Consider the following 20765-nt stretch of genomic DNA (forward strand, 5'->3'; position numbering starts at 1 on the left):
CCCCCCGGGCCGCTATAAAATCGTCAACTGAAGAGGGGTCCATCACGCATGTCTGAGCCGCAGCAGCAGGAACCGCAATACGGCGCGGATTCCATTAAGGTTCTCAAGGGCTTGGATGCTGTCCGCAAGCGTCCCGGGATGTATATCGGCGACACCGACGACGGTTCGGGCCTGCACCACATGATCTACGAGGCCGTGGACAACGGCATCGACGAGGCCCTGGCCGGTCACGCCGACTTCGTGAAGGTGAAGATCCACGCCGACAATTCCGTCTCGGTCCGCGACAACGGGCGCGGGATCCCGGTCGACATGCACTCGGAAGAAGGCGTTTCGGCGGCCGAGGTCATCATGACCCAGCTCCACGCCGGCGGGAAGTTCGACCAGAACTCCTACAAGGTCTCGGGCGGTCTGCACGGCGTCGGGATCTCGGTCGTGAACGCGCTGTCGGACTGGCTGGAGCTGCGGATCTGGCGGCAGGGCAAGGAGCATTACGTCCGCTTCGAGAATTCCCAGACCGTCGCGCCGCTGGAAGTCGTGGGCGATGCAAACGGAGAGAAGGGGACCGAAGTGCGGTTCCTGTCCTCGGACAAGACCTTCTCGAACCTGAACTACGATTACGCCACGCTCGAGAAGCGCCTGCGCGAGCTCGCCTTCCTGAACTCCGGCGTCCGCATCGTGCTCGAGGACGAGCGCCCCGCCGAGGCGCTGAAGACCGAGCTCTACTACGACGGCGGCGTCAAGGAATTCGTGAAATACCTCGACCGGTCCAAGCACCCGATGCTCGAACAGCCGATCTACATCGAGGGCGAGAAGGACGGCATCGGCGTCGAGATCGCGATGTGGTGGAACGACAGCTACCACGAGACGGTGCTGCCCTTCACCAACAACATCCCGCAGCGCGACGGGGGCACCCACCTCGCGGGCTTCCGCGGCGCGCTGACCCGGACGCTGACGCGCTATGCGGGCGAGAGTGGGATCGCCAAGAAGGAGAAGGTCAGCTTCACCGGCGACGACGCGCGCGAGGGGCTGACCTGCGTGCTTTCGGTGAAGGTGCCGGATCCGAAGTTCTCCTCGCAGACCAAGGACAAGCTGGTGTCCTCCGAGGTCCGGCCGGCCGTCGAGAACCTGGTGAACGAGAAGCTCTCCGAATGGTTCGAGGAACACCCGGGCGAGGGCAAGATGATCGTGTCGAAGATCGTCGAGGCCGCGATGGCCCGCGAGGCGGCGCGCAAGGCGCGCGAGCTGACGCGGCGCAAGACCGCGCTCGACGTGAACTTCCTGGCGGGCAAGCTGAAGGACTGCTCCGAGAAGGACCCCTCCAAGACCGAACTGTTCCTGGTCGAGGGTGACTCGGCCGGCGGCTCCGCCCAGACGGGCCGGGACCGGGGGACGCAGGCGATCCTGCCGCTCAAGGGCAAGATCCTGAACGTGGAGCGGGCGCGGTTCGACCGGATGCTGGGAAGCCAGGAGATCGGCAACCTGGTGATGGCGCTCGGCACCGGCATCGGGCGGGACGAGTTCGACATCTCGAAGCTGCGCTACCACAAGATCGTCATCATGACCGACGCCGACGTGGACGGCGCGCACATCCGGACGCTGCTGCTGACGTTCTTCTACCGGCAGATGCCCGAGCTGATCGAGGGCGGGTATCTCTACATCGCCCAGCCACCGCTCTACAAGGTGAGCCGCGGCAAGTCCGAGGTCTACCTCAAGGACCAGACCGCGATGGAGGATTACCTGATCGCGCAGGGCTCCGAAGGCGCGGTGCTGCGGCTGAAGTCCGGCGAGGAGCTGACCGGGCAGGACCTCGTCCGGGTGGTCGAGGGCGCGCGCCAGGTGAAGCGCATCCTCGAGGCCTTCCCGACGCATTACCCGCGCCACATCCTCGAACAGGCGGCCATCGCGGGCGCCTTCGCGGCCGGGCAGGTCGATGGCGACCTGCAGGGGGCCGCGGACCGCGTGGCCGACCGGCTGAACCAGATCGCGCTGGAATACGAGCGGGGCTGGGACGGCCGGATCACCCAGGACCACGGCATCCGCCTGAGCCGCGTGCTGCGCGGGGTCGAGGAGCTGCGCACGCTCGACGGCGCCGTCCTGCGCTCGGGCGAGGCGCGCCGGCTGGGCCAGATGACCCAGAGCCTGCGCGACGTCTACACCGACGAGGCGACCCTCGTGCGGCGCGACCGGCTGCAGTCGATCCACGGGCCGCTCGACCTTCTGAAGGCTATCCTCGAGGAGGGCGAACGCGGGCTGTCGCTCCAGCGCTACAAGGGTCTGGGCGAGATGAACCCGGAACAGCTCTGGGAAACGACGCTCGACCCCGAGGCGCGGACCCTGCTGCAGGTCGAGGTCGACGACATGGCCGAGGCCGACGACCTGTTCACCAAGCTCATGGGCGATGTCGTGGAACCCCGGCGCGAGTTCATCCAGCAGAACGCGCTGAACGTGGAAAACCTCGACATCTGAGGCTTGTGGGGACCGCGCACGATCGTGCGCGGTCCCCACAAGCCTGCGCGATGCGTCGATACAGCGGCACACGGATCGGCTGATCTGCAGGCAACGATGCCTGCTGTGGCACCTGCTCCTCAACGACATCAGGCAGTGTCTCTTTTCTCTCGTTCATATGTCAGTCAGCCGCCTCGTCGAAGTAACCCTCGTCAATCTGCTTGATATGCAGCACATCTTTGTCGCGGCACCCGATATTGTACTTGATCATCAGCTTAGCGAGTTGCGGGCCGTCGATAAGCACGATACGCGATCCCAAATCCTTGGCTGTCTGTTCCGCCGAGCCCGTGAAGTGCGACGTGGTCACGAAGATGCCCTTCGTTGCCTTCTTGATGCTCAAAGCGCCGTAGAAGTCGCGAATATCTCCGGGACCAACGCTGTTCGCGGGACCGTAACGCTTCGCTTGAAGATAGATTTGGTCAACTCCAAGTGGGTCTTGGTCAATGACACCGTCCACACCGTTGTCGCCCGATTGGCCGAGCGCGCGCCCTGCATCCTCCGACGTGCCGCCGTATCCCATTGCAATAAGTAGGTCCACAATCAAATTCTCGAAGAAAATAGGCGACGCCGAACGCACATAATCGAGCAGGTTTGCGGCAAGGGCCGCATCCAATTTCTTATGCGCCGACTGCAAATTTTCGTCGGGTGTATTGGCGGGGATTTCGGTTTCCACCTGGACGACTGTTTCTTCGTCATTCCCTTTGCCGCGTAATTTGAACTCTTGAAACTCTTCGAATTTCTCCAGATATTTAGCGTCTAGCGAAATAGTTGGGTCGTCCAATATCGACTCCCCGCGATCTGTTAACTCATACCAGCCGCGCCGGATGTTTCGCAGCAATCCCGCCTGTTTCATATACGAGCGTGCCCAATGAACGCGGTTTGCAATCGTCGTCTGCTTTCCGCTTGGCAGCATCTGCTGGCGCTCTTGTTCGGTCAATTCGAGGCGGTCCGAAATCTCTTCGACCACGTCGGAAATTTTGCGTGGCTCGTTTCGAGCGCACTCCAATACTGGGCGCATAAGCGACTGGTAGTCAGGGATCATACTGGCTCATCTCAAAATTCTTTGTGTGCATCTTACGGCGGCAAGCGACGCGAATAAACCGCGGATGTGCAAAGCGGTACCCAACACAACCCAGTCTGCACCTGCTTTCCGAGTTTGGTCAGTGAGTGTGACCAATTATCGCTATTTGCCAATGCATCCTCTAGCGGCCTCAGTCTGGGTGCTGACACTATTCCCGCAACGAGCGGCGGCTTCGATGGGCCGCAACGTAGCATCAAGGGCATCGATCAAGGTCCGGAATGGGCCGACCGCGACGTCCCGATAGGGTGGACGGATCCCGGTCATCCGCTGCGTCGTCTGCGAACGGCAGCATCTGCCGGAAGTCGAATTCCAGGCAATGCTCGGAATGGCCCGCGTCGAAGGTGCGGCCTCGCTGTGCGCTCGGGAACCCGTTTCCATGACGACCGCTGGACGAGGGGCAACATTCTCGTCAGTATGTTTCGGGGAGGAGTGACCCATGATCGAGACTACGTGCGCGGCTCTCGACCGCGACCGGGCGGTTCTGCGGAACCTTGTCGACAAGCACGCGAAGGCGCAGCCGGATGCCCCTTTCGTGGCGTTTCACGGCGGCGAAACCTGGACCTATGCCCAATTGCGCGATCGTGTGCGGCGGAGGGCTGCAGCGTTGGCGGTCGCCGGAGTGGGGCGGGGCGACCCCGTTCTCACCTTCCTGGGCAATGGACCGGACCTGCTGGTGACATGGTTCGCGATCAACTACCTCGGCGGGATCTATGTCCCGCTCAACACCGCGCTGCTCGGGCGGCCATTGGCGCATGTGCTCGCGGATGCCGGTGCCCGGGTGATCGTGGCGCGGCCCGATCTCGCTGCGCGTCTCGCCGACGTCCCCGCGGGATCGGTCGAGACGGTCCTGCTGCGTGGAGAAGGGCTGCAGCCGAGCCTGCCGGGCCTCTCGTGCCGCACGCTGGTCGACCCGCCGGACGACGGGGACCTGCCGGAGCTGGGTCAGCCGATCCAGCCGTGGGACACGCAAGCGATCATGTATACATCGGGGACGACGGGGAACGCGAAGGGGGTCCTGTCGTCGTACACCCAGCTCTATACCATGGGGCCGGATGCCTTCGACGATGTCCGCGACGATGACCGGTGCATGATCTGCGGGCCGATCTTCCACTGCGGATCGACACTCTATGTCTACGCCATGCTGGCGCGGGGGCTGTCCATCGGGATGATGGCGGAGTTCAAGACGGACCAGTTCTGGGACGCTGTCCGGGAAACCGGCAGCACCTACTGCCTCCTGCTCGGCGTGATGGCGAGTTTCCTTCTGAAGGCACCGGCGACCCCGGCAGATCGCGATCACATGCTGCGCAAGGTGTTCATCGTGCCGTTCGGGGAAGATGGTCCCGCGTTCGCGGACCGTTTCGGCACGGAGGTCTGGACGATCTACAACATGACCGAGATCGCCAGCCCGCTGCATGCGGGGCCCGGGATCACCGAGAAGGGGCTGGCAGGGACACCGCGGGAGTGGTGGGAATGCCGGGTGGTGGACGAGAACGACATCGAGCTGCCGCGCGGCGAGGTGGGTGAGCTGGTGGTGCGCTCCTCACGTCCCTGGGCAATGATGAAGGGGTACCACAACAACCCCGCGGCCACGGCCGAGGCGATGCGCAACGGGTGGTTCCACACGGGCGACAGCTTCCGCCGGGATCAGGACGGACGGTTCTATTTCGTCGATCGCCTGAAGGATGTCATCCGGCGCCGAGGTGAGAACATTTCGTCCTTCGCGCTCGAAGGCGAGGTGCTCCTCCACCCGGATGTCCGGGAATGTGCCGCCGTGGCGGTGCCCAGCGAACATGGCGAGGACGAGGTGCTGATCTGCGTGACCCCGATCGAGGGCCGGACCATCGACCCCGGGGAGGTGATCGCCGATCTTGCCGGACGGCTGCCGAAGTTCATGGTTCCACGCTATCTGCGCGTCATGGCTGACCTGCCAAAGACTGCCTCGGGCAAGGTGCAGAAGCACGTCATGCGGTCAGAGGGCATCACGCCGGACACGGTGGACCATGCGGCGGTCCTGCGCGGCGCGGGTTGAGGTGATCCATGACGGAGGGTCCCGGCAAGTCCCTGGCGCGCAGGAAGAAGGGCTGGCGCAAGGACGAGATCATCGCGGCGGCGGCGGAGTGCTTCATGCGCCACGGCTACCAGTCTACCACGGTCGATGACGTGGCCGCGCGGCTGGGGTGCACGAAAGGCCGAATCTACCACTACTACGCGTCCAAGACGGACCTCTTCTTCGACGTCCATCGCGAAGGCATGGACCGGCTCTTCACGGCGCTGGCGCCGGCCATGGCCGTCCCCGGCGACGGGCTGACGGTGCTCGAGGCGATGTGCCTGGCCCATGCCCAGGCCATGCTGGAGCACCACACTTTCGAAAACGTCGTGGCCCAGGGCGTGCACATGCACAGGTTCGACGGGGCCACGCCCGAGCACAAGGTTGCAGTGCAGGACCTGATCGACAGCCGGGACACCTTCGAGTGGCATTTCAAGCAGGCGATCCGTCGTGCGATCGACGACGGCTCCCTGCGCGACGTCGACGTGGCCGTGACGGCGAAGGTCATCCTCGGGGCGCTGCAGTGGACGCTCTACTGGTACCGGCCGGCCAAGGGCGACACCGCGCGAACCCGCGCCGGACTGGCGCAAAAACTCGTCGATCCGCTGATCGAGGGCCTGCGTCCACGTGATTGATCCACTGGCGGTGGACAGACGATTCATTCGCGTTGGCTGATCTTTGGCAGCACGCGAATTGACAAGCAAAAGAACGGTGCATACCGTGGGGGAAACATACTTTCAAGTATGCTTTTGACCCTTGGGAGGAGGTCGGCGAGTGACATCTGAATTGCACGGACGAGCCATGCCCAGGTCGTCGGCATGAGCGCGATGCTGCAGGCATCCGGCCTGACGAAGGAGTTCAAGGGGTTCGTTGCCGTGAACAATGTCGACCTTACGGTCGAACGCGGTACCATCCACGCCCTGATCGGCCCGAATGGCGCGGGCAAGACAACCTGTTTCAACCTGCTGACCAAGTTCCTTCAGCCGACGCGCGGCACGATCACCTACGACGGACGTGACATCACTTCGATGTCCGCCGCCGACATCGCGCGGCTTGGCCTTGTGCGGTCGTTCCAGATCTCGGCGGTCTTCGATGACCTCACGGTGCTCGAGAACGTCCGCATCGCGATGCAGCGGCGACGCGGCGACTCCTATGATTTCTGGCGCTCCGAGGTCGTGCTCGCGCAATACGACGAAGAGGCGCGCGGCTATGTCGAAAGCGTCGGGCTCGGCGACTTCCTGAACCACCGCGCCGCAGAGCTGTCCTACGGCCGCAAACGCGCTCTCGAGATCGCGACGACGCTGGCGCTCGAGCCCGAGATGCTGCTGCTCGACGAGCCCATGGCCGGGATGGCGCAGGCCGACGTGGACCGCATCTCGGCCCTGATCAAGCGGATCAGCGAGGGGCGGACGATCCTGATGGTCGAACACAACCTCTCGGTCGTTGCCGACCTCTCGGACCGGATCACGGTGCTGGCCCGGGGCGAGGTCCTGGCAGAGGGGGATTATGACACCGTGTCGAAATCGCCCGATGTGATCGACGCCTATATCGGAGCCGGGCATGACTGACGCGACAACCATGCAACCGCAGTCCGAACGCACCTCGACCGATGCGCTGCTCGAGGTGCAGGGGCTCGAGGGCTGGTACGGCGAAAGCCATGTCCTGCACGGGATCGAATTCCACGTCCGGGAAGGCGAGGTCGTGACGCTCCTGGGGCGCAACGGCGCAGGCAAGACCACGACGATCAAGGCGATCATGGGGCTGCTCGACAAGCGTCGCGGTTCGGTGAAGCTGGCCGGGAAGGAGACGATTGCCCTGCAGGCGCGCCACATCGCCCGGATGGGGATCGCGATCTGCCCCGAGGAGCGCGGCATCTTCTCGTCGCTCTCGGTCGAGGAGAACCTGCACCTGCCGCCGAAGCTGGCCGAGGGCGGGCTGTCGACCGAGCGCATCTTCGAGCTGTTTCCGAACCTGAAGGAACGTCGCCGCAGCCAAGGCACCAAGCTTTCGGGCGGAGAGCAGCAGATGCTGGCCATCGCCCGCATCCTGCGCACCGGGTCGAAATTCCTGCTGCTCGACGAGCCGACCGAGGGCCTTGCCCCGGTCATCGTGCAGCAGATCGGCCGCACGATCCAGGCCCTCAAGGAGGCGGGGTTCACGATCGTGCTGGTGGAGCAGAACTTCCGTTTCGCGGCCTCGGTCGCGGACCGGCATTACGTCGTCGAACAGGGCAGGGTGGTGGACATGATCCCGAACCACGCGCTGGACGCGAATATCGACAAGCTCCACGCCTATCTGGGCGTGTGACGGATCGAACCGGCGCGGATGGGCCGCGCCACTTTGGGAGGAGATAAGAATGATGAAAAGATTGGCATGGACGACCGTGGCCGCCACGGCACTCGCAGCGGCGACCCCGGCCCTGGCCACGGACGTGAAGCTGGGCGTGCTGAACGACCAGTCCGGCGTCTACGCGGACCTGTCCGGGCAGGGCTCGGTCGTCGCGGCCCGCATGGCGGTCGAGGATTTCGACGCCGAGGCCAAGGGGATCAACGTCGAGATCATCTCGGCCGACCACCAGAACAAGCCCGACATCGCCTCGAACATCGCGCGGCAGTGGTACGACCAGGACAATGTCGACGTGATCCTCGACGTGCCGACCTCGTCCACCGCGCTGGCCGTGGCGGACGTGACGGCCGAGTTCAACAAGATCTTCATCAACTCGGGCGCGGCGACGTCCGACCTGACGCGGGCCAACTGCCAGCCGACGACGATCCACTGGACCTATGACACCGCCGCGCTGGCCAATGGCACGGGCAAGGCGGTGACCGAGGCCGGCGGCGACACCTGGTTCTTCCTGACCGCCGACTACGCCTTCGGCCATGCGCTCGAGCGCGACACGACCGCGGTCGTCGAGGCCAATGGCGGCGAGGTGCTGGGCTCCGTCGCGCACCCGTTCCCGGGCACCGACTTCTCGTCCTTCCTGCTCCAGGCCCAGGCCTCGGGCGCGAAGGTGATCGGGCTGGCCAACGCCGGCGCGGATACCGTGAACTCGATCAAGCAGGCGGCGGAATTCGGCATCGTGCAGGCGGGCCAGAAGCTGGCCGGGCTGCTGCTGTTCATCAACAACGTGCATTCGCTGGGCGCCGAGACCGCGCAGGGCCTGCAGATGACCACCGCCTTCTACTGGGACCAGAACGACGGCACGCGTGAGTTCAGCGAGCGCTTCCAGGCCGAGGTCGGCGCACCGCCGTCGATGGTCCAGGCGGGCGTCTATGCCGGCACGCTGCACTACCTCAAGGCGGTCGAAGCCGTCGGCAGCAACGATTCCGAGGCCATCGTCGCCAAGATGAAGGAGATGGAGACCGACGACGCGCTGTTCGGCAAGGGCTACATCCGCAAGGACGGCCGGGTGATCCACGACATGTACCTCATGGAAGTGAAGGCGCCGGATGAATCGACCGGCGAATGGGACCTGCTGAAACAGGTTTCCACGATCTCGGGCGAGGATGCCTTCCTGCCGATGGAAGACGGCGGCTGCGCCTTCGCGCTGGCAGAGTAATCGAACCGGGGGCGCGGCAGTGCGGCTGCCGCGCCCTGGACCATCGACGTTAGGGGGAGACGCATGTTCGAACTTCTGGGCATTCCGCCTCAGGTTCTCATGGGACAGCTGCTGATCGGGCTGATCAACGGGTCGTTCTACGCCGTGCTGTCACTGGGACTGGCGGTGATCTTCGGCCTGCTGAACATCATCAACTTCGCCCATGGGGCGCAATACATGATGGGGGCCTTCGTATCCTGGATGCTGCTGAACTATCTCGGCATCGGGTACTGGCCCGCCCTGATCCTCGCACCCCTCGTCGTGGGCGCCATCGGGATCGTGCTCGAGCGGACGATGATCTCGAGGCTCTACAAGCTGGATCACCTCTACGGCCTGTTGCTGACCTTCGGTCTGGCGCTGATCATCCAGGGTCTGTTCCGCAACTACTACGGGGTGAGCGGCCTGCCTTATGCCATTCCACCGGCGCTGCAGGGCGGTCAGAACCTCGGCTTCATGTTCCTGCCGAATTACCGGGGCTGGGTCATCGTCGCCTCGGTCATCGTCTGCTTCGGCACCTGGTTCATGATCGAGAAGACCCGCCTCGGGTCCTACCTGCGCGCCGCGACCGAGAACCCCGAACTGGTCGGCGCCTTCGGCATCAACGTGCCGCGGATGATCACGCTGACCTACGGCTTCGGCGTCGGCCTCGCGGCCTTCGCGGGCGTGCTCGCGGCGCCGATCTACTCGGTCAACCCGAACATGGGGGCGGACCTGATCATCGTCGTCTTCGCCGTGGTGGTGATCGGCGGCATGGGCTCGATCATGGGGGCGATCCTCACCGGCTTCGGCCTGGGCATCATCGAGGGTCTGACCCGCGTCTTCTACCCCGAAGGCTCCGCCGTCGTCATCTTCGTGATCATGGCCATCGTGCTGATGATCAAGCCCGAAGGCCTGTTTGGGAATACCGCCTGATGTCCACATCCGAGAACACCAAGGTCGCGCTTCCCGCCATGACGCACACGGTCGGCATGCCGCGGCATCAGAAGATCATCTTCGTCCTTCTGCTGGGCGTCCTGCTTGCCCTGCCGTTCATGGTCTATCCCGTCTTCGCCATGAAGGTGTTGTGCTTCGCGCTCTTTGCCTGCGCCTTCAACCTGCTGCTGGGGTTCGGCGGCCTGCTGAGCTTCGGTCACGCGGCCTATTTCGGGATGGCGAGCTATGTCTGCGCCCATGCCGCGAAGGTCTGGGGCCTCACGCCCGAGCTGGCGATCCTTGCCGGCACCGCCACCGCGGCCCTCCTCGGGCTCGTGATCGGCTCTCTCGCCATCCGTCGGCAGGGCATCTACTTCGCGATGGTCACTCTCGCCTTCGCGCAGATGGTCTATTTCTTCGCCCTGCAGGCCGAGTTCACCGGCGGCGAGGACGGGATCCAGTCGGTGCCGCGGAACGACCTTCTGGGCATGTTCCCGATGAGCGACGACCTGACCTTCTACTTCTTCGTCCTCGCGATCACCTACGGCGGGATCCTGTTCATCTACCGCATCACCCATTCGCCCTTCGGCCAGGTGCTGAAGTCGATCCGCGAGAACGAGCCGCGCGCCGTGTCGCTCGGCTACAGGGTGAACCGTTACAAGCTGATGGTCTTCGTGCTGTCGGCCACCTTCGCGGGACTTGCGGGCGCGACCAAGAGCCAGGTCTTCCACCTCGCCTCGCTGACCGACGTCCACTGGACCATGTCGGGCGAGGTGGTGCTGATGACCCTGCTCGGCGGCATGGGCACGGTGCTGGGACCGATCGTGGGCGCGGCCGTCGTGGTCACGATGCAGAACTACCTCGCCTATCTCGGGGCCTGGGTCACGGTGATCCAGGGCTGCATCTTCGTGGTGGGCGTTCTGCTCTTCCGCGAAGGCATCATCGGCGTCCTGTCGCGGATCCTGAAAAAACCGCTCTGATACATCGGGCGACCGACTTCGCGCATTCTGGAAACCCGGTCCGATCGGCCGGGTTTTCTTCTGCTTGACGAAAAAACCTACTCATGAGTATGTTTTTCGAGGGAGAGGAGAGGCGTGATGAAACTCAATTTGCCAGGAGTCCGGGCGTGAGCCGGGTTCTGATCACGGGCGGGGCGGGGTTCCTGGGCCAGCGGCTCGCCCGCGCACTGGTTGCCGCGGGCCAGTTGACCGGGAGTGACGGGCGACGGCGTCCCATCGAGCGCATCTGCCTTGCCGATATTGCGCCCGCGGTCCTGCCGCCCGCCCATGGCCTCGGGATGGAGCGCCGCCAGGGCGATCTCTCGTCACCGGACTTCGTCGCAAGCCTCGCGGCAGAGGGTTTCGACACCATCTTCCATCTCGCGTCCTTCCTGACACTGCAGGCCGAACAGGACCCGGCCCAGGCCTATGCGGTCAACGTCGACTCCCTGCGCCGACTGATCGATGGGGCACGCAACCGGCCGAAGGTGGTCTTCACCTCGTCGATCGCGATCTTCGGTGGCAGCCTGCCGGACGAGGTGGGGGACGATCTGAATCCCGTGCCAACCACGACCTACGGCATCCACAAGGCGATCAACGAACTGCTGATCGCGGATTATTCGCGTCACGGCAGGATAGACGGGCGCTCCCTGCGCCTGCCGATTGTCCTCATCCGCTCCGGCGCGCCGCAATCCGCCGTTTCGGATCGGGTGGCCGCCATCGCGCGTGAGCCGATGAACGGCCACGACATTGTCGCGCCGCTGCCTTCCGACATGCCCGTGCCGGTGGTTTCGGTGGGCAAGGTCATCGAGGGGCTCGTCCTCTTGCATGACGTGCCCGCAGATCGCCTGCCCGCGAAGCGGGCCTTCAACCTGCCGGCCCTCACCGTGACGGGGGCGGACATGCAGGCGTCGGTCGATCGGATGGGCGGGCGCGGGCAGATCACCTTCGCCCCGGAGCCGGCCCTGTCCGCGATTGTCGCAGGATGGCCCCGGCGCTTCGTCTCGTCCGTCGCACCGCAGCTCGGGATCGGGCCCGACGCCGATTTCGACGCGATCATTGCCGATTACCTCGCGAACAGGGACTGACATGGCCGACATCTGCATCATCGGCGCCGGCTCCTCCGGCGTGACCGTCGCCAAGGCGCTGCGCGACAAGGGGCTGGCCTTCGACATGTTCGAGAAGGGCAGCGACATCGGCGGCATGTGGCGATACGAGAACGACAACGGCCAGAGTTCGTGTTACGCCTCGCTGCACATCGACACCTCTCGACCGAACCTCGGCTACTCGGACTTCCCGATCGATCCGTCCCTGCCGGATTTCCTGAGCCACGCCCAGTTCCTGCGCCACCTCGAGGCCTATGCGGACGCCAACGGACTCCGGGAGCTGGTCACATTCGGGACGCGGGTGGACAGGGTGGAGCCCGACGGCCAGCGCTGGCGCGTCACGCTGGCGAATGGCGAAAGCCGCGACTATGCCAGTGTCGTCTGCGCCAACGGCCACCTGTGGGACCCGCGGATGCCCGACTTCCCGGGACATTTCGATGGCCATGTCATTCACTCTCATCACTACCGGACCGCCGCGCCCTACGAGGGCAAGCGGGTGCTCGTGGTGGGGTTGGGGAACTCTGCGGTCGACATTGCCGTCGACATCGCGCGGCGCGCGGAGCACGTCACCGTCTCGACCCGCCGAAGCGCGTGGATCATGCCGAAGTACCTGATGGGGATCCCGATAGACCAATGGTCGGGTTTCCTGGTGCGCCGCCTCGGGTTGCCGGTCGTCTGGTCGCGTTGGATCATGTCTCGGCTCATCCGCCTTGGCGTGGGAGACCAGCGCCGCTTCGGCCTGCCGCGGCCCGAGCACCCGATGTGGCGCGAACATGCGACCTTGAGCCAGGAACTCCTGCCCTACATCGGCCACGGCTACATCGACATCAAGCCGGACGTCTCCGAACTGCGCAGGCATGCCGTCGCATTCACCGATGGGACCGAGGCCGATTATGACGCGATCATCTACGCGACCGGATACAGCATCAGCTTTCCGTTTCTCTCGCCTGACGTTTTCGACCCGGACAGGGATGCAGGCAGGCTCTATCGCCGCATGGTGCCACCAGCTCATCCGGGCCTGATTTTTGCCGGCCTGGTCCAGCCCGTCGGGCCCACCATCCCGCTCGTCGAGCTGCAGGGCAAATGGATTGCAGCCCTTCTGTCGGGCGCGTTCGAGCTGCCGGCACCGCAGGACATGGAAAAGGAGATCCTGGAACACCTCGAGGATCAGAAGCGCACCTACCTCGACTCGGCGAGATACACTCTGGAAGTCGATTTCCGCGCGTATGCGAAACAGTTGCGTTCCGACGCCGGATGGTAGATCGCGCCCGTCGGCCGTCCGGGGGAAGGGGAACCTCGGCGGTCCGCCGATCCGTGCGACAGGGCCGCTCACGATGCGAAGGTTTCGGCTGTTCCGGACCGCGTCCTGTCTCGGCGCAGCCTTTTCCTCGTGGGGGGACCACATTCCGAAAGCTACCACTTGATTCCCGACCCGGAATGCCCCACATGAGGGATGCGACCGTTTTTCTGCGACCCTCTGCCTCCGTTCACCCGGCTTCAGTCGATCACTCAGTCTGACATTGCCGGGCTGCCGCATATTGCGGGCAGCACTAGAACAGGAGAACACGGATATGGCCAATGGCACCGTGAAATGGTTCAACGCATCCAAAGGTTTTGGCTTCATCGAGCCCGAGAGCGGCGGACGTGACATCTTCGTCCACATCTCGGCCGTCGAGCGCGCTGGTCTGACCGGCCTTGCCGATGCTCAGAAAGTCACCTTCGACATCGAATCGGGCCGCGACAACCGCGAGAGCGCGACCAATCTCGCGCTCGCCTGAGCCGAGCTTTGCCGGGTGCCCTGACGGGCGCCCGGCGCACCAACCTCCCCGACAGTCTGACCCTCGGCCGACGGAGGCCGATCGGGCCGCAGCGTCCGATGCGGCGCAGTCGTGGACGCGACGCCTCGCAGCCTACCGGACCCCGTTCCCGTCGCGCAGCCGTTTCGAGTTGGTGGTCACGGCACTCCCCTTCTTCGTCATCTTTGCCGTCTCGTGGTGGTCCGTTGCGATCAGCCCCTGGCTTGCGGTTGGCTTGTCGCTGATCAACGCGGCCTTTGTCATCCGGCTCTTCGTGATTCAGCATGACTGCGGGCACGGCGCCTTCTTCGAGTCCCGGTTCTGGAACGGCTGGTGCGGGCGCCTTCTCGGTGTTCTGACGCTGACGCCCTTCGACATGTGGAAACAGAACCACGCGCTGCATCACGCGACCACCGGCAACCTCGATCATCGCGGGACCGGGGATATCCCCACGCTGACAATCGCGGAATATCGCGCGAGATCCCTTGCGGCGCGGGCCGGATACAGGCTTCTGCGGAGCCCGCTGATCCTGTTCGGTGTCATCGCGCCGTTCAATTTCCTGATCTGGAATCGTGTCCCGCCGAATCCGCTCAACGCCCGCCGCGGCGAGTGGAAGAGCGCGCTCGGCACCGACGCGGCGATCCTCGCTCTGCTCGGGTCGCTCTATCTTCTGGGGGGCATCCCGGTCCTGGTCTTCGTCTACCTGCCGATGATGGTGCTCGCGTCCATCGCCGGCACCTGGCTCTTCTACGTCCAGCACCAGTTCGAGGAGACGTCCTGGGAGCAGGACAGGGAATGGACTGTGCAGGACGCGGCGTTTCACGGCTCGTCCTACTACGTGCTGCCACCGGTCCTGACCTGGATCACGGCAAACATCGGGGCCCACCACATCCATCATCTCGCAAGCCGGATACCGTTCTATCGGCTGCCCGAGGTTCTTCGGGACCACGGCGAGTTCAGGGAGGTCGGGCGCATCACGATCCGCGAAAGTCTCGGCTGCGCGAGGCTCGCGCTCTGGGACGAGACCGGTCGCCGCCTCGTATCCTTCCGGGAGGCCCGGAAGCTGCCGGCATGATCAGGACAGCAGGATCGGCATTTCTGCTGACCGTGCTGCCCTGACGGGCCCGCTTCGGTGCGGATCGCCCCGGATCGGGGCCTCTACCGCTTCTTCTGAGTGCCGATGTTCAGCTCGGGTTTCCCTTTCGCGTAATCGGCGGTCGCGAGGACCTTTTCCTTCTTCTGCTTGGGCTTCTTGGTCTCGCGGTTGCCGCGCCGTTTGTCGCCTTTGGACATGGTCCGTTCCTTTCGGGGTGGGTCGTGCGGCCCTGCCGGCGGGCAGGGTCCGGTCTCGCAGACGCGCGCGGGAGAGGTCACGCCCCGCCGGCGTCTTGCCCGCCTCCGCCGCGCGGTTCAGCCGGGATCATGCCCCGGATCAGCACCGCCACGTCGCGATGCGCCGCCGTTTCTGTTTCGGACGCGCTTTCGTGGCTCGCCGCGGCGTCATCGAGCAGGCCCGCGATCTCGCTTGCCGAAAGCACGCCCCTGTCGCCGAGGGCCAGCAGCAGCGCTTCGCAGATCGAGAGAGCGGCCTTCCCGGCATTGTCGGATTGCATGGACATCGGGCTCTCCCAAAAGCTGACCGGTGTCGATTAATGAGGACCGACGTGTTTCATTGCAGGACACTGGCCGGGATTGTTGTAGGGTGAACTGATGCAAAGCAGTGTCCGCGCCGATTGTCCTCGCCCTGAAGGTGCCGCGTTGCTGCGGCCGGCTTCGTGACCGCCATCGACCTCAGCCCGCTGACCCGGAAGTTATCGGCCTTTGTCGCCCTGTCCGCCGAGGAACTGGCGGTGCTGGACAGGTTGCACCAGCGCCGGAGGAGGTTCGTCCCGGGCCGCGATCTGGTGCAGCAGGGCCAGTCGAAGCAGGCGGCCTACATCCTCGCCTCGGGCTGGGTCTGCTCGTACAAGATCCAGCGTGACGGCACGCGTCAGATCGTCGATTTCCAGATCCCCGGGGATTTCCTCGGCCTGCGGGGCCTGTTGCTTCGGACGTCCGATCACAGCTTCGAACCGGTCAACGAGATCCAGGCCGCCGAGGTTCTCGCCAGCGACCTGCTCGAGGCCTTCACGAGCACGCCCCGGCTCGCGACGGCCGTGCTCTGGGCGGCGTCCCGCGACGAGGCCCTGGTGGTGGAGCACCTGGTCGGGGTCGGTCGGCGCGACGCGGACGCACGCATGGCGCATTTTCTTCTGGAGATGGGCGCCCGGCTTGCCCTCGTCGGGATCGGCAGCAAGGAAGGTTACGACTGTCCGCTGACCCAGTACCACCTGGCCGACGCACTCGGGCTGAGCGCGATCCACGTCAACCGCGTCCTGCGGTTGTTGCGCGAGCGCGGGCTGGTCACCTTCCGCAATGGCCGTGTGACCTTTCATGACCATCAGGGGCTCGTCGATTTCGCGGAGTTCGATCCGGCCTATCTCGATCAGAGCGGCCCTCTGCTGAAATGAGGCCCGCAGCAGGGTGCGGGGACAAATGCGAAGCGCAAGAGGAAAGCAGGGTTCTGACGATCTGCACTCCACCTGCGCTTCGTACTTTCTGAAATGATGCGTCTCGAAAACCTGTTGGACGCGATCCGGCTTAGCATCGCCCCTCGGCGGGCGGGCTAACCGAGATCAGTCCCCTCGACCGGGACCGCTGCCGTCGCGCCATTTCCGCCGTGGCGTGCGGGATGACTAACATAGGTCAGCACAGGACGGCGGCCCGAGCGATAGACACGGGGTATCCCGACCGATCGAGGCTCACACCTCAACCGAAGTCGCGCAATTGCAGGAACTGGCGGACGACCTTCCGCAGAAAGATATCAGATGACTTCTCCCGAATGGCTCAAGCCGGGCATCTATGGTGCTCTCATCGGCGCCGTTGCCGTCGGCATCATCGGCTTCACCTGGGGCGGCTGGGTCACCGGCGGCACCGCCCATGACCGTGCGATGAACATGTCGCGTGACGACGTCGTGGCTGCGCTGGTCCCGGTCTGCCTCGACAACGCCCGGTCCGATCCGAACCGGGACGCGAAGATGACCACCATCCGCGACGCGTCGAGCTACAAGCGACGCGACGCCGTGATGGATGCCGGCTGGGCCACCGTGCCGGGCGCCGAGGCTCCGGATCGCGACATCGCGCAGGCCTGCCTTGCGGAACTGAACCTCTGAGCCCTGCCGCGTCATGCCATGGATGAGACAGCCTTCCGCGTGGGGACGCGACGACACGGCTTCGACCGGCCCCCGCGCGCGGCCGGCGGCAGGGTTGCTGGCGGTCGCCGGCCTCATTGCCGGCGTCTGCGGTCCGGTCCTGGCCCAGGATGGCTCGGGAGCCTTGCCTGAAAACGCCACCGAGCGGCGCTATGGTTCAGGCTGGGATTGTGACGTCGGCTACCAGGTGCAGGGGGACGACTGCATCCATACCGAAATCCCGGAGAACGCCTTTGCCACAGGCAAGTCCTACGGGTCTGGCTGGGCCTGCCGCCACGGATACCGGGAGGTCGGCGGCGCCTGCCAGGCGATACCGGTCCCCGAGAATGCCTTCCTGCACGCCTCCGGCTACGGCTGGGAATGCGAACGCGGCTACCGGCAGGTCCACTCGGCCTGTGTCCTGATCGAGGTGCCGGAACATGCCTTCCTGACCGAGGAGCCCTCGGAAACGGGCTGGCGTTGCGAACGCGGCTTCGAGCCCAGGAACGACAGATGCGTCGTCATCGAACTGCCGGAGAACGCCCATCTCGACCGCTCGGGCAACGCGTGGCGCTGCGACCAGAGCTTCCAGCTCGCCAATGGGCAATGTGTGCTCGGGAGATGACCAGATGAACCAGCCCTTCGTGGAGAAGCCGATGCGCGTGAGCATCGGGTGCCGCCTCCGGTACAAGCTGACCCAGCCGACGCCGCTGATCGCGACGCTCAATGTCCATTACTCGCGCTTCGGAGACCTCGAGCGGGCGGATTACCTCGTGACATCGCCCAGCGTGACGCTCGACAGCTACCGCGACGGGTTCGGCAACTGGTGCACGCGCATGATCGCGCCTCCGGGCGATTTCACCCTGTCCACGGACGGCATCTTCCGGGACCAGGGTCTGCCGGACCCGATCTCGCCGGGCGCCATGCAGCACGCGGTCGAGCGCCTGCCGCATGACACGCTCGTCTACCTCCTGGGAAGCCGGTACTGCGACACGGACCTGCTGTCCGAGCAAGCCTGGAGTCTCTTCGAGACCACTCCGCAGGGTTGGGAACGGGTCCAGGCGATCTGCGATTACGTCCACGGCGCTGTCCGTTTCGACTACATGCAGGCCGACGCGACCCGGACGGCGTCCCAGACGCTGGCGGGGGGAACCGGCGTCTGCCGCGACTTCACCCATCTCGGGATCGCCTTCTGCCGCTGCATGAACATTCCGGCGCGCTACTGCACCGGCTACCTGAGCGACATAGGTGAGCCCCTTCCACATCCGCCGGGCGACTTCGCCGCCTGGATGGAGGTCTACCTGGACAACCAGTGGTGGGCCTTCGATCCGCGCAACAACGCACGGCGCTACGCGAGGATACTCATCGCCCGGGGGCGCGACGCGGCGGATGTGCCGTTGACCCAGACGTTCGGGCCGAACACGCTCACGGACTTCAAGGTCTGGACCGAGGCCATCTCCGGCGCGACTTCGCGGTAGGAGACGTCGGATCGACATCGAACGCTGACACAGGAAAAGGGCGCCGTGGTCCAGCCCATGGACGACAGGAAAATCCATTCGTGGCCGCCACGAAGGATCCTCCGACGCTTGGGTGAACGCGCCCGGAAACCGCCTCCCCCGCGCATCTGCGGATGACGATGGGGAGCCAAGATCAAATGAACGGAAGTAGAAATGACCAAGAAGCAGATTGAAGGCCGCCCCTCTGTCGATGACACGGCTGTGCGGAAAAGCCCCGCGAAGAAAGCTGTCGCGAAGACCGGTTCCGCGGCCGGCACGAAGAGCCCGGTCCAGCGAGGATCCATCTTCGACGAAGCCTTCGGCCCGATCGGGTCCGAGCGCCGGAAACCCTGGTCCCGGTTGGATCGCAAACGCGACTGAACGGGCCCGGGGACTGCCCGCGCTGCCGCAGTCCGTTCCCCGGGGCCCCACGTTCCATTCGTCCAGCTGAGAAATCTCAGCTGACCTCCAGGGGCAGAACAAGCGTGTGCCGCGTGCCGGTCGCGCTGCTGCTGACCTCCATCCGACCGTCGAGCTCGGCGGCGAAGGCGTCGGTCAGCTTCTGCCCCAGGCCGGAATCCACCCGCGCGTTCGGGTCGATCCCCGGCCCGTCGTCCCAGACGGAGACGGACATGGTCCCGCCCTCCACCGTCAGGGTGACGCCGAGGCGACCGTCCGATCGCCCCTTGTAGGCGTATTTCAGGCTGTTCGTGACCCACTCGTTCACGATCAGGCCGAGCGGAACGGCGATCCGTGTCGAGAGCGGGGTGTCGGGGATGTCGAATTCGATGTCGAGCCTGTCACCGGAGTTGGAGGACGCGATGACGTTTTGCACCAGCGCCGTCAGGTAGGAATGGGCCGTCACCGTGTCGACGGAACGGGTCCGCGTCAGGCCGCGGTAGAGGTTGGCGATGGCGTCGATCCGTGCCCGCATCCGCGCGAAGGCGGCCTTGCAGGCCGCGTCGGTCAGGTCGCGCGCTTCCAGCGAGATGATGCTGCCGATCATCGAGAGGCTGTTCATGACGCGGTGGTTCAGCTCTTCCAGAAGCTGGGCGGCATGTTTCAGTGCCGCCTCCCGCTCACGTTCCAGGTGCCATTGCCGGGTCACGTCCTGCATCGCGAGCAGCAGCGTGTGGGTGTGGTTGCCCTCCCGGAAGACCTTGCGCGCGTTGAGCAGGATGATCCTCTCGCCGATCCCGGGGAAGCTGTGGCGGACCTCGAAATCCTCGACGATCGTGTTCCGCGGCACCACCTCCGTCAGAAGCTCGAGGAGCTGGGGTATCGCCCATTGCCCGTTGCCGAGGTCGCCAAGCCGATGGCCGATCGTCGCGGCGGGATCGACCTCGAAGGTCGCGTAGAAGGAGCGGCTTGCCGAAATGACGGTGAGGCTTTGATCCAGCACGAGAAGCGGTTCGCGGAGCGTGTCGACGATGCTGCCGGAAAGGAGGCGCTCGCGTTCGAGCGCGGTCGCGGCGTCGCTTTCGGCGGTCACGTCCTCGATGACCAGGAGGATGCGGCGGGAGCCGTTGCCGGGCCGCACGGTCTTGCGCGCGTTCAGCCGCATCACGCGGCGGCCGATCTTCTCGAAGACGTGGTCGACCTCGAAATCCTCGACCTCGTCGCCGTCGGAGACGATCCGGTCGAGCTCGGCCAGCAGGGAGGGGATGTTCCACTGACCGTTGCCGAGCGCGGCGAGCCTTGTGCCGAGCGTGTCTTCCGCCGTCACGTCGAAGCTGCGCAGGAAGCGGTCGTTCGCATATTCGACGACGAGGTCCTCGGTGAGGACCAGAAGGCTCTCGCGCAGGCTGGCGACGATTTCGGCAGGGTCGATCAGGCGCAACATGTCGATGTTGATGGCGAAGCTCTCCGGCGCAGGCGAATCCCATGGTGGCGCCCTGACTACAGGCAGCCTACACAAACCGGGGAAGGTTCGATACGGGTTTGCAGGGACGCGCGGTTCGTGATGGGATCGCCGCATCTGCGATACGCGCCGGCG

Annotated in this window: 21 protein-coding genes; 17 read left to right on the forward strand and 4 right to left on the reverse strand. The window is 64.9% G+C overall.

The window, feature by feature from the left end; genetic code table 11:
• Positions 1 to 48 precede the first annotated feature (48 nt).
• The gene (gene gyrB, locus Q344_RS0114145; protein WP_028287317.1) at positions 49 to 2466 is read left to right on the forward strand and encodes a DNA topoisomerase (ATP-hydrolyzing) subunit B; all 2418 of its coding nucleotides are present in this window, start codon (positions 49 to 51) and stop codon (positions 2464 to 2466) included.
• A 160-nt stretch (positions 2467 to 2626) separates the two neighbouring features.
• Here the strand turns inward: gyrB and Q344_RS0114150 are convergent, their stop codons facing one another.
• Entirely contained in the window at positions 2627 to 3547 is a 921-nt protein-coding gene (locus Q344_RS0114150) for a restriction endonuclease (RefSeq protein ID WP_028287318.1), read from the reverse strand.
• A gap of 475 nt (positions 3548 to 4022) precedes the next feature.
• Between Q344_RS0114150 and Q344_RS23990 the strand changes: the two genes are divergently transcribed.
• The 11 genes from Q344_RS23990 to Q344_RS23995 all read left to right on the forward strand — a co-directional run bounded on the left by Q344_RS23990 (position 4023) and on the right by Q344_RS23995 (position 15118).
• Positions 4023 to 5615, forward strand: coding sequence for an AMP-binding protein (locus Q344_RS23990; protein ID WP_036539240.1), 1593 nt, complete (start codon positions 4023 to 4025; stop codon positions 5613 to 5615).
• Between the two features lie 8 nt (positions 5616 to 5623).
• Positions 5624 to 6268: a TetR/AcrR family transcriptional regulator gene (locus Q344_RS0114160; RefSeq protein WP_051630631.1), complete on the forward strand. Its 645-nt coding sequence runs from the start codon at positions 5624 to 5626 to the stop codon at positions 6266 to 6268.
• A gap of 183 nt (positions 6269 to 6451) precedes the next feature.
• A complete protein-coding gene (locus Q344_RS0114165) occupies positions 6452 to 7201 on the forward strand; it encodes an ABC transporter ATP-binding protein (RefSeq protein ID WP_028287320.1) in 750 nt (249 codons plus the stop codon).
• A complete protein-coding gene (locus Q344_RS0114170) occupies positions 7194 to 7940 on the forward strand; it encodes an ABC transporter ATP-binding protein (RefSeq protein WP_036539242.1) in 747 nt (248 codons plus the stop codon). Before Q344_RS0114165 ends, Q344_RS0114170 begins: the two co-directional genes overlap by 8 nt.
• 52 nt (positions 7941 to 7992) lie before the next feature.
• Positions 7993 to 9192 carry an ABC transporter substrate-binding protein gene (locus Q344_RS0114175; protein ID WP_211249926.1) on the forward strand — a complete coding sequence of 400 codons (1200 nt, stop codon included), beginning with the start codon at positions 7993 to 7995 and terminating at the stop codon, positions 9190 to 9192.
• A gap of 63 nt (positions 9193 to 9255) precedes the next feature.
• Positions 9256 to 10143 (forward strand): branched-chain amino acid ABC transporter permease, encoded by an 888-nt coding sequence (locus Q344_RS0114180; protein ID WP_028287323.1) that lies wholly within the window; start codon positions 9256 to 9258, stop codon positions 10141 to 10143.
• Complete coding sequence (locus Q344_RS0114185) at positions 10143 to 11123, forward strand: branched-chain amino acid ABC transporter permease (RefSeq protein WP_028287324.1); 981 nt, start codon at positions 10143 to 10145, stop codon at positions 11121 to 11123. Before Q344_RS0114180 ends, Q344_RS0114185 begins: the two co-directional genes overlap by 1 nt.
• Before the next feature lie 89 nt (positions 11124 to 11212).
• Positions 11213 to 12229 (forward strand): NAD-dependent epimerase/dehydratase family protein, encoded by a 1017-nt coding sequence (locus tag Q344_RS0114190; protein WP_169739195.1) that lies wholly within the window; start codon positions 11213 to 11215, stop codon positions 12227 to 12229.
• 1 nt (position 12230) lies between these two features.
• A complete protein-coding gene (locus Q344_RS0114195; protein WP_028287326.1) occupies positions 12231 to 13508 on the forward strand; it encodes a flavin-containing monooxygenase in 1278 nt (425 codons plus the stop codon).
• Between the two features lie 310 nt (positions 13509 to 13818).
• Positions 13819 to 14025 (forward strand): cold-shock protein, encoded by a 207-nt coding sequence (locus Q344_RS0114200; protein WP_028287327.1) that lies wholly within the window; start codon positions 13819 to 13821, stop codon positions 14023 to 14025.
• Between the two features lie 172 nt (positions 14026 to 14197).
• Complete coding sequence (locus tag Q344_RS23995; RefSeq protein WP_036539614.1) at positions 14198 to 15118, forward strand: fatty acid desaturase; 921 nt, start codon at positions 14198 to 14200, stop codon at positions 15116 to 15118.
• Positions 15119 to 15201: 83 nt separating this feature from the next.
• Here the strand turns inward: Q344_RS23995 and Q344_RS26710 are convergent, their stop codons facing one another.
• Complete coding sequence (locus tag Q344_RS26710; protein WP_268238638.1) at positions 15202 to 15336, reverse strand: hypothetical protein; 135 nt, start codon at positions 15334 to 15336, stop codon at positions 15202 to 15204.
• A 77-nt stretch (positions 15337 to 15413) separates the two neighbouring features.
• On the reverse strand, positions 15414 to 15662 hold the full coding sequence (locus Q344_RS24000) for a hypothetical protein (protein ID WP_051630633.1): 249 nt from the start codon (positions 15660 to 15662) through the stop codon (positions 15414 to 15416).
• A gap of 156 nt (positions 15663 to 15818) precedes the next feature.
• Between Q344_RS24000 and Q344_RS0114220 the strand changes: the two genes are divergently transcribed.
• From Q344_RS0114220 to Q344_RS0114240, 5 genes are all read left to right on the forward strand, one after another.
• Positions 15819 to 16553 (forward strand): Crp/Fnr family transcriptional regulator, encoded by a 735-nt coding sequence (locus tag Q344_RS0114220; protein WP_028287328.1) that lies wholly within the window; start codon positions 15819 to 15821, stop codon positions 16551 to 16553.
• Between the two features lie 357 nt (positions 16554 to 16910).
• Positions 16911 to 17255, forward strand: a complete 345-nt coding sequence (locus tag Q344_RS0114225) for a hypothetical protein (RefSeq protein WP_028287329.1) — start codon at positions 16911 to 16913, stop codon at positions 17253 to 17255.
• Between the two features lie 163 nt (positions 17256 to 17418).
• The gene (locus Q344_RS0114230) at positions 17419 to 17898 is read left to right on the forward strand and encodes a hypothetical protein (protein ID WP_156954707.1); all 480 of its coding nucleotides are present in this window, start codon (positions 17419 to 17421) and stop codon (positions 17896 to 17898) included.
• A 31-nt stretch (positions 17899 to 17929) separates the two neighbouring features.
• Positions 17930 to 18751 carry a transglutaminase-like domain-containing protein gene (locus tag Q344_RS0114235; RefSeq protein WP_036539619.1) on the forward strand — a complete coding sequence of 274 codons (822 nt, stop codon included), beginning with the start codon at positions 17930 to 17932 and terminating at the stop codon, positions 18749 to 18751.
• Positions 18752 to 18943: 192 nt separating this feature from the next.
• Positions 18944 to 19150 (forward strand): hypothetical protein, encoded by a 207-nt coding sequence (locus Q344_RS0114240; RefSeq protein WP_028287332.1) that lies wholly within the window; start codon positions 18944 to 18946, stop codon positions 19148 to 19150.
• A gap of 76 nt (positions 19151 to 19226) precedes the next feature.
• On the opposite strand, the gene Q344_RS0114245 is transcribed toward Q344_RS0114240, so the two are convergent.
• Complete coding sequence (locus Q344_RS0114245; RefSeq protein WP_036539244.1) at positions 19227 to 20612, reverse strand: sensor histidine kinase; 1386 nt, start codon at positions 20610 to 20612, stop codon at positions 19227 to 19229.
• Between the last annotated feature and the right edge of the window lie 153 nt (positions 20613 to 20765).

It is taken from the genome of Pseudooceanicola nanhaiensis DSM 18065 (assembly GCF_000688295.1).
Lineage (GTDB): Bacteria > Pseudomonadota > Alphaproteobacteria > Rhodobacterales > Rhodobacteraceae > Pseudooceanicola > Pseudooceanicola nanhaiensis.